General features: G+C 55.8%; 8 protein-coding genes. 4 read left to right on the top strand and 4 right to left on the bottom strand.

Annotation, left to right across the window (positions count from 1 at the left end):
* The first annotated feature begins 478 nt into the window (after positions 1-478).
* Positions 479-1,366 carry a threonine/homoserine exporter RhtA gene (gene rhtA, locus TU84_RS22720; RefSeq protein ID WP_048373190.1) on the top strand — a complete coding sequence of 296 codons (888 nt, stop codon included), beginning with the start codon at positions 479-481 and terminating at the stop codon, positions 1,364-1,366.
* A gap of 165 nt (positions 1,367-1,531) precedes the next feature.
* Entirely contained in the window at positions 1,532-1,813 is a 282-nt protein-coding gene (locus tag TU84_RS22715) for a hypothetical protein (protein ID WP_048373188.1), read from the top strand.
* A gap of 61 nt (positions 1,814-1,874) precedes the next feature.
* Here TU84_RS22715 and TU84_RS22710 read toward each other — a convergent pair whose 3' ends face one another.
* Together TU84_RS22710 and TU84_RS22705 are read right to left on the bottom strand one after the other, a co-directional pair.
* Positions 1,875-3,686 carry an aminopeptidase P family protein gene (locus TU84_RS22710; RefSeq protein WP_048373186.1) on the bottom strand — a complete coding sequence of 604 codons (1,812 nt, stop codon included), beginning with the start codon at positions 3,684-3,686 and terminating at the stop codon, positions 1,875-1,877.
* A 55-nt stretch (positions 3,687-3,741) separates the two neighbouring features.
* The gene (locus tag TU84_RS22705; protein WP_048373183.1) at positions 3,742-4,911 is read right to left on the bottom strand and encodes a cysteine desulfurase family protein; all 1,170 of its coding nucleotides are present in this window, start codon (positions 4,909-4,911) and stop codon (positions 3,742-3,744) included.
* Positions 4,912-5,245: 334 nt separating this feature from the next.
* Here TU84_RS22705 and TU84_RS22700 point away from each other — a divergent pair, with 334 nt between their 5' ends.
* Both TU84_RS22700 and TU84_RS22695 read left to right on the top strand, forming a co-directional pair.
* Positions 5,246-6,355, top strand: a complete 1,110-nt coding sequence (locus tag TU84_RS22700) for a sigma-54 interaction domain-containing protein (RefSeq protein ID WP_048373181.1) — start codon at positions 5,246-5,248, stop codon at positions 6,353-6,355.
* A 187-nt stretch (positions 6,356-6,542) separates the two neighbouring features.
* Positions 6,543-7,328 (top strand): TSUP family transporter, encoded by a 786-nt coding sequence (locus TU84_RS22695; protein ID WP_048373180.1) that lies wholly within the window; start codon positions 6,543-6,545, stop codon positions 7,326-7,328.
* On the opposite strand, the gene nudC is transcribed toward TU84_RS22695, so the two are convergent.
* The gene (nudC, locus tag TU84_RS22690) at positions 7,296-8,126 is read right to left on the bottom strand and encodes an NAD(+) diphosphatase (protein WP_048373178.1); all 831 of its coding nucleotides are present in this window, start codon (positions 8,124-8,126) and stop codon (positions 7,296-7,298) included. The two genes, TU84_RS22695 and nudC, sit on opposite strands and share 33 nt — an antisense overlap.
* 43 nt (positions 8,127-8,169) lie before the next feature.
* Entirely contained in the window at positions 8,170-8,982 is an 813-nt protein-coding gene (locus tag TU84_RS22685; RefSeq protein ID WP_048373176.1) for a crotonase/enoyl-CoA hydratase family protein, read from the bottom strand.
* Between the last annotated feature and the right edge of the window lies 1 nt (position 8,983).

The raw sequence follows: 8,983 nt of genomic DNA, 5'->3' as shown, positions 1-8,983 counted from the left end.
TGACTCCACAAGCACCCACACGAATTGCTTGATTCAGTTGTTAAAGAGCGGTTGGTTAAGCTTTCGCTCAACCGAGGCGCGCATTCTACAGCAGCCTCTGTTGCTGTCAAGCGGTTATTTTAAGATGATTTCAAAGTTTCCTTTGTAACATCAACCACTTGCGCTTTCGATCTCTCGTTAGCGGGAGGCGAATTCTACAGCGTTACACGCTGCTGTCAACACCTCATTTCCTGCTTCGATGAACTGAAGCTGGCATCGTCAAAACCATCCAACTCATTGATATTCAAGGAGTTTCCGTTTCGACTGCGCCGGAATTGGTGCGAATTATAGGCCGCTATAATTCTGAGTCAAGGGTTAATTAACGCTCTCTATATATAAGACAAATTCAAAAGCATATTGCGCACTATATTGCACACTGCACGCCACTTGAGCATGATGCCTGACCTTTACACACTTATCGCCCAGGCATACCCCCGCAATGACACAGTCCTCTCGTAGCCTCGTATCGACGCTATTACCTGTTGGCCTACTCCTTATCGCCATGGCCTCAATCCAATCAGGTGCATCGCTCGCAAAAAGCATGTTCCCCGTTGTGGGCGCCCAAGGCACGACAACTCTGCGCTTGATATTTGCCAGCATCATCATGCTGCTGATACTGCGCCCCTGGAGAGCCAAGCTCACGGCCAAATCGCTCAAGACCGTCATTGTTTACGGGATAGCGCTGGGCGGTATGAACCTGCTCTTCTATATGTCGCTGCGTACCGTCCCGCTGGGGATTGCAGTTGCACTTGAATTCACAGGCCCGCTGGCGGTCGCTATCTTCTCTTCACGCAAGGCAATCGACTTTGTGTGGATAGGCCTGGCAATTACCGGGCTTTTACTGCTTATCCCTATAGGAGAAGGCGCACAAGGCATCGATCTTGTCGGCACAGCCTATGCACTCGGAGCTGGCGTGTGTTGGGCGCTGTATATCCTCTTCGGGCAGAAAGCAGGCGCAGATAACGGCGTCCAGACAGCAGCCTTGGGCGTCATTATTGCGGCACTGTTTATTGCCCCCGTGGGCATTGTTCATGCAGGCAGCGCGCTATTGACCCCAGCCCTGATCCCGATCGCCCTTGCTGTCGCGTTATTGTCCACTGCCCTGCCCTACACGTTAGAGATGATCGCTCTTACGCGCATGCCTACCCGTACGTTTGGAACCCTGATGAGTATTGAGCCTGCCTTTGGAGCGCTGTCGGGGCTACTGTTTCTGCATGAGGTTCTGTCTGTCACACAATGGATAGCTATCCTGTGCATTATCATGGCCTCGGTCGGTGCAACCCTCACAATGCGTGGTCACTCAGCACCTGTCAGCACAGACAATTAGTCACCTATTTGACACAGTTCTGGTAATTGACTCTCATTTAGAGGATGTTTATAGGCCGAATGTGTCACTTGGGGCGATTCCGGATAAGGACATCCAAAGGAGCAACTGAATGATCAACCGCTCACCGCACCACGTAAATCTGACGTAAACGCTTTAAGGACAGGAATGAAACGATTTTTGGTAGTTTTGGCCGTGCTCATGATCTCCGGCTGCGCTGCGACCTCCGAAACCGCCGTCAAACGTGGCAAGCGTGGCTTGCACATCAACTGCTCTGGTTTATCGTCGTCTTGGGATAAATGCTACGCGGAGGCCGTAAAGGCGTGCGGAGACAAGGGATACCGAGTTGTTGCCAAGTCAGGCGATGGCACTGAAGAACCTGGGGATTACCCTTTCGGATTGAACCCCGCCGGCTATACCAGTCGCAGCATGATCGTCCTTTGCAGATAACAGCCCAAGTCTCTGTCACGTAACCCACTCAGTCGAGTACGTGACAGAGCGCCCTCGCACTTTAAGAAAGTGCTGCTGTTCGAGCCCGCAACCACGCTAAAGCATCACCTTCAAGCAATGGGCTCAACCGCTCACTAACCTGCTCGTGATAATCATTAAGCCACTTAAGCTCCTCATGCGTCAGCAGAGAAGCCTCAAGGCAACGCGTATCAATCGGGCAGAGCGTCAGGGTTTCAAACTTGAGAAACTCACCAAACTCCGAGGCGCCAGCCTCGCGATTCAACACCAGGTTCTCAATTCGCACGCCCCAACGACCTGGGCGATATGTACCCGGCTCAATTGACGTAATCATGCCGGGCTGCATCGCAGTGTGCGGTGCTACGGCTGCCTGATAGGCAATCACCTGCGGCCCCTCATGCACGTTCAAGAAGTAACCGACGCCATGCCCTGTACCGTGCCCGTAATCAACGTTATCAGCCCAGATCGGTGCCCGGGCGATGGCGTCGAGCAAAGGTGACAGAATCCCCTTTGGAAACTGGGCACGCGACAAAGCAATCACACCTTTAAGCACACGGGTGCAGTCGTGCTTTTGCTCGCGTGTAGGAGTACCGACAGGCACCATGCGAGTGATATCGGTGGTCCCCCCCAGATACTGACCACCCGAGTCGATAAGCAATAAGCCATTCCCCTCAATGACGGCGTGCTCTTGCTCGGTCGCGTGGTAATGCGGCATTGCGCCATTGGCGTTAAAAGCCGCAATGGTATTGAAGCTCAGCGATACAAAGCCCGGGCGACGTGCACGCGCAGCGCTCAACTGCTCATCAATGGTCAGCTCCGTGATGCGTTCATGACCCAAGGCAGCTTCGAGCCAGGCAAAGAACTCGCAAAGCGCAGCGCCATCCTGCTCCATGGCCTGACGAATGTGAACCGCATCATCAAGGCTCTTTTGCGACTTGGCGAACGTGGTTGGATTCAACCCCTCAACGAACGCCACCTCACGGCTTACGTTGTTGAGCAAACCGCAAGTGACGCGTGCAGGATCTATCAGCAGCCGAGTTGTTGCCGGCAGCGCAGCCAGAGCCGAATTGATCTCGGTGTAATCACGCAAATTGACGCCATCACGCTTAAGAGTGTCTCGCAGCTCAACACCCACCTTTTCCAGATCAACAAACAACGTCGCCCGATCAGGCTCAATCAATGCAAACGAGACAAAGACCGGGTTAAAAGAAACATCAGACCCACGCAAGTTAAACAGCCAGGCAATATCATCCAGCGTGGCGATAAAGTGCGCATCGGCGTTACGCTGCTTAAGCGTTTCGCGCAGCTTCGCCAACTTGTCTACTCGGCTCACGGTGGCTTGAGGTGGTAAATGTTCATACACCGGCTGTTTAGGCAGCGCGGGACGATCAGCCCACACCAGGCTCAATACATCGATATCGGTACGCAGAACAGCGCTACGCTCTTTGAGCTTGCTCTCCAAAGTGCGCGCGGATGCCAACGCCAGAACAGCACCATCAACCGATACCGTCGCCCCTTGCGGAGCTTGTTCTGCCAACCAGTCCAGAGGGCCTGGCTGGCCAGGTTGCAGCTTGACCAGTTCGATAGTGCTACCGGCAAGCTCTTTGCCAGCTTGCTCCCAGTAACGGCTGTCTGCCCACAACCCGGCAAAGGTCGGGGTCACGATCAACGTACCGACTGAACCGTGAAAGCCTGACAGCCATTGACGCCCCTGCCAGTAGGCAGGCAAATACTCGGAGAGGTGTGGGTCGGCCGAGGGAACCAACAGGGCATAAATGCCGTTCTGTTCCATCAAGGCGCGAGTCCGCGCCAAACGCTGCACCACAGATTCCTGATTCAACGACTGAATACTCATCCTCTCTCCTGCTGGCCACGGTTGTTTTTCTTCGTCGCGGATAATGGAGCAGTCATCAAGACTGGGCAACCGCCCAAAAAGGGGCAGGCGCTGCAATAGCGGCCTTGATGGCGGTTACCGCGACATCAATGTCCTGCTCGCGGGTAAAACGCCCAAGACTCAAGCGAATGGTTCTCGCCGCCTTGTCTGCATCATGGCCCACAGCAAGCAGTACGTGAGACGGTGCCTTGCTGGCCGAATTGCACGCCGAGGTTGCCGAGTAGGCCAGCACTGCACTCAGCACCGAACTATTGAAGTGCCCTTCACCGAACGTCAGGCTCAAGGTATGAGGGATTCGTTGGATCGGACAACCATTGCACTGCACACCTGGCACATCACCCAATTGCTCAAGCAAGCGCTCGCGAAGGCCCTGGATATGCGAAAGCTCTTGGGTAAACGATTCACGGGCAATGGCAAAAGCTGCGCCCATGCCGGCAATCTGATGGGTTGCCAAGGTGCCGGAACGCAGCCCGGACTCATGACCACCACCGTGGATCTGCGCCTGTAATCGATCCTGCGCACGTGGCCCGACATACAAGGCACCAATCCCTTTGGGCCCGTAGAGCTTGTGCCCCGAGAACGACATCAAGTCCACCGCCCACTCTTGCAGGTCGATGGCGACCTTGCCTGCCCCTTGCGCCGCATCAACGTGAAACAACGCACCGTGCTCACGAACCAGTCGCCCGATAGCAGGAACGTCATTCACCGTTCCCAGCTCATTATTGACCAGCATCAGCGACACCAGCAGCGTGTCCGAACGCAGCGCAGCACGGACTTTTTCAGCACTGACCAGCCCGTCGCTGTCTGGGGCCAGGTACGTCACATCGAAACCTGAGGTCTCTAAAAAGTGCGCGGTATCCAGTACCGCCTTGTGCTCGATCTGGCTGGTAATGATGTGCCCGCGCGATTCGCGGCTGGCCTGGGCAACGCCCTTCAAGGCCAGGTTATTGGACTCGGTGGCGCCCGAGGTCCAGATAATGTGCTCTGGTTGTGCGTTGACCAACTGCGCAACCTGCTCACGCGCGAGCTCTACCGCCTGCCGGGCAGACTGGCCGAAAGCATGAGAGCCAGACGCGGGGTTTCCAAAATTGCCTTCAAAACCCAGGCACTCGACCATCACCTGAATGACACGATCGTCCACAGGCGTGGTGGCGGCGTAATCGAAATAAAGAGGTCGTTTGTTCATTGTGCAAACCCACTGAGCGCATTCCGGAATCAGGCAGTGCTTGATAGCAGAAAAGTGAAACCGCGTGAAAAGCGCGGCATTTAGAAATAACCGATTGAACAGCTCAAACAAAGAGGCAGCGCTGAGAAAACCTGTAGGAGCCTTCCCAAACTCGGCCAAACGCTAATACATAGCCTTATAAAGCGCTAAAAGTAGGGTGTTATGCAAGTCCGATATGCCATAAGGATATATAAATATGGAATTACGTTAGTTTACGGAATATCAAAATCCCCTTATAAAGTCGCCTTCGGCTTTCCTTTTGTGGGCAGAGCCCCCCGATAAAAGGAGCTGTCCATTGCAGCTTTTAACATTACCGTCGACTCCGGCACTCGCGACCTCCATAAGGGCCACGGCCCAAGTGTTTGAAGATCCCGTGTCCAAGGCGTTACTGGCCCATCTGCAACAAATAGCTCCCAGCGACGCCAGCGTCTTGATCATTGGCGAAACAGGCACTGGCAAAGAGCTGGTAGCCCGACACATTCATCAACTCAGCCACCGCCATCAGCAGCCTTTTGTCGCCGTCAACTGCGGCGCATTTGCAGAGTCGCTTGTCGAAGCCGAATTGTTCGGTCACGAAAAAGGCGCCTTCACCGGTGCATTAGCGGCCAAAGCGGGATGGTTTGAAGAGGCTGACGGCGGCACCTTGTTTCTGGATGAAATCGGCGACTTGCCGCTGCCCATTCAAGTGAAACTGCTGCGTGTATTGCAAGAGCAGGAAGTCGTCAGGCTCGGCTCGCGCAAAAGCACGCCGATTAATGTCCGCGTACTGGCCGCCACCAACGTCAACCTGGAGCAAGCCATCGAAGCGGGGCATTTTCGCGAAGACCTCTACTACCGCCTGAATGTCGTGAGCCTGGTGCTGCGCCCATTGCGCGAGCGACCAGGGGATATCCTGCCACTGGCCAGACACTTCCTGCACACCTATCGGCAACGTCTGCAACACGGCCCGTCGACGCTCAGCCCATGCGCCGAAGAAGCCCTCACCCAACACCCATGGCAGGGCAACATCCGCGAACTGGAAAACGTCATGCATCACAGCTTGTTGCTGTGCCGCAACCAGACCATCTCCGTGCAAGACCTGCGACTGTCACCTTCACGCGTAAGGCGTCAGGAAACAACCGGGCCGTCACACACGCATTCGCAAGACAGCACCCAGGACCTACTGCAACGCGCGTTTCGCAGGCTGTTCGAAGAAGAACCCGGCGCGTTGCATGAAACGGTTGAAGACAGCCTGCTTCGCGCTGCCTACGAGTTTTGCCATCACAATCAGGTGCATACCGCCAAACTGCTGGGCTTGAGCCGCAACGTCACACGTACCCGCCTGATCAAGCTTGGCGCCTTATCAGTGAACACCCGCCGCGCTGACTCACCAGCCTCCTCCCCCTATATACAACAATCCATCTAGCTAAACAGCAGCAGCCTGGTGACGGCTGCTGCTGAGTCGAACTTATAGAGCAGACGTACTGATCAGCCGTTGCCTGAGCAACCGTTGCCCGTGATAAAAGGCTTGTCGCCGCTTCCTGCGGTTATGGGTAAGATGGCTGCCTCCTTCAGCGCATCGCGCATACGTCCCGCCGAACTAAGTCGACCTCATGCCTTTTGATCTCAGCCTCAGCGTAGATTTGACCACCCTCGCCATTTTGGCCGCCGTTGCGTTTGTCGCCGGTTTTATCGACGCGATTGCGGGCGGTGGCGGCTTGCTGACCACCCCTGCCCTGCTGACCGCCGGCCTACCGCCGCACCTGGTATTGGGCACCAACAAACTTAGCTCGACGTTCGGTGCAGCCACGGCCAGCTTCACCTTTTACCGGCGCAAACTGTTCCATCCTCGCGAGTGGAAGCTGGCTATTTTCGGCACCCTGACAGGCGCCCTGATCGGCGCTATCGCTGCCCATTACATGCCGGCTGAATGGCTCAACAAAATGCTGCCTGTGATCGTTTTCGGTTGCGGGCTGTACTTACTGTTTGGCGGCACGCCTAAAACCCCGATCGACAACGACGCGCCGATCAAGAAGAAATGGCAACTGCCACAAGGTATTGGCCTGGGTTTCTATGATGGCGTAGCGGGCCCGGGAACCGGTGCGTTCTGGACCGTCAGCAGCATGCTGCTTTACCCCATCGACTTGGTGAAGGCCAGCGGGGTCGCCCGCAGCATGAACTTCGTCAGCAACATCACGGCACTGTCGATCTTCATCTTCTCCGGGCATGTGGACTGGATCATCGGTCTGACCATGGGCTTTGCAGTCATGATCGGCGCCTTCTTTGGCGCCCGCAGCGCAATCAGCGGCGGGGCCAAATTCATTCGACCGGTGTTCATCACCGTGGTCTTGGGGCTGACTGTGCGCCTAGCCTGGCAACACTGGTTCGATATGGCCTAAACGCCGAGCCACGTACAGGTCGATGAGATAACGCGCAATCGAGCGCGACGCAGGCAATGGCGGCAACTGATGAATGTTGAACCACTGCGCATCTTCAATCTCGTCGACCTGGGGCACGATGTCACCGCCCGCATACTCCGCATGAAAGCCCAGCATCATCGAGTGCGGGAACGGCCAGCACTGACTGCCCACATACTGAATATTCTTGACCTGGACCTGCACCTCTTCGTGCACCTCACGAATCAGGCAGTCTTCGGCCGACTCACCCGGCTCGGCAAAACCGGCCAGGGTGCTGTAAACACCTGGCACAAACCGTGGCGAACGCGCCAGCAAGACTTCATCGCCACGGGTAATCAGCACGATCATGCTCGGCGAGATACGCGGATAGCTGCGCAAGTCACACGTCGCACAATACATCGCCCGTTCTCTCGGCACCTGCGTCATGGCCTGCCCGCAACTGCCACAAAAACGGTGCTCACGGGCCCACGTGCCAATTTGCGCGGCGTAACCCAACACCTTGTACAACGTGTGGTCGCCTTGCAGCATAAACGCGCGCAAACCCTGCCACTGGCAGCCCTGAACCTGGGCAGTGCCCTTCAATTCCAGCAGGTAGACCGGCTCGCCGTCCAGATGGCCAATGCCATGCTCAGCCAAAACCGGCAGGTCCTGACGCTTGAGCCATTCACGTGGAAACAATGGGCCATTGTCGTCGAGCAAAAAACCCTCTGGCCCACGCGCCACGGCCAAGCCGCCAGCAAAATCGGTGTCCAGTACTGCCGTAGTCCAACGCGAAGTCATCACAACATCCCAGGTCAAGTTGAGGTGCGACGCGGCGACCGCGTCAATCCTGAAATTCAGGCTTTTGTTTGCTCATATGTGCTGCCATGGCCAAACGCAAGTCCGTGGATTGCAACATGGCCGCGTTCCAGGTGGCAACATATTCAAGGCCATCATCGACACGGTGATCACGCATGTAACTGATCATTTGCTTGGTCCCGCCCACCGCAATCGGCGATTTGCCGGCGATGTCCCGGGCAATGGCCATCACCCCTTCCAGCAAACGCTCATGATCACTGTAGACCCGGTTGACCAGACCAATACTGCGCGCTTCTTCAGCGTCGACCATGCGCCCCGTATACGCCAGTTCTCGAAGCATGCCGTCACCGATAATGCGCGGCAAACGTTGCAAAGTGCCGACATCAGCGGCCATGCCCATGTCGATTTCCTTGATCGAGAACTGTGCATCTGCTGCGGCATAGCGCATGTCACAGGCCGCGATCAAATCAATGGCGCCCCCCAGGCAATAACCCTGGACAGCGGCCAGAACAGGCTTGCGACATTGATCAACAGCATTGAACGAGGCCTGCATTTGCATGATTTTACGTCGTAGCAGGCGAGCGTTACGCCCGACATCCTTGCCCAGCTCATTGGCCACCGACGCCAACAGCATCAAGTCAATGCCGGCCGAGAAGTGCTTGCCGGCGCCACTGATCACCACCACGCGCACGGCATCGGTTTCATCGATCCACTGAAAAATCTCGATGATCTCAGTCCAGAATGCCGCATTCATCGCATTGACCTTTTCAGGTCGGTTGATCGTCACGTGGGCAATTCTGTCGTTTAACTCAACCTTGAAAGCCTGGTATTCGGACATA

The organism is Pseudomonas helleri, from assembly GCF_001043025.1.
GTDB lineage: Bacteria > Pseudomonadota > Gammaproteobacteria > Pseudomonadales > Pseudomonadaceae > Aquipseudomonas > Aquipseudomonas helleri.
This window is presented reverse-complemented; position numbering and strand designations above follow the sequence as displayed.

Coding starts and splice junctions, on each gene's coding strand:
- rhtA (WP_048373190.1), top strand. CDS start 479: ATGACACAGTCCTCTCGTAGCCTCGTATCGACGCTATTACCTGTTGGC.
- TU84_RS22715 (WP_048373188.1), top strand. CDS start 1,532: ATGAAACGATTTTTGGTAGTTTTGGCCGTGCTCATGATCTCCGGCTGC.
- TU84_RS22710 (WP_048373186.1), bottom strand. CDS start 3,686: ATGAGTATTCAGTCGTTGAATCAGGAATCTGTGGTGCAGCGTTTGGCG.
- TU84_RS22705 (WP_048373183.1), bottom strand. CDS start 4,911: ATGAACAAACGACCTCTTTATTTCGATTACGCCGCCACCACGCCTGTG.
- TU84_RS22695 (WP_048373180.1), top strand. CDS start 6,543: ATGCCTTTTGATCTCAGCCTCAGCGTAGATTTGACCACCCTCGCCATT.
- nudC (WP_048373178.1), bottom strand. CDS start 8,126: ATGACTTCGCGTTGGACTACGGCAGTACTGGACACCGATTTTGCTGGC.
- TU84_RS22685 (WP_048373176.1), bottom strand. CDS start 8,982: ATGTCCGAATACCAGGCTTTCAAGGTTGAGTTAAACGACAGAATTGCC.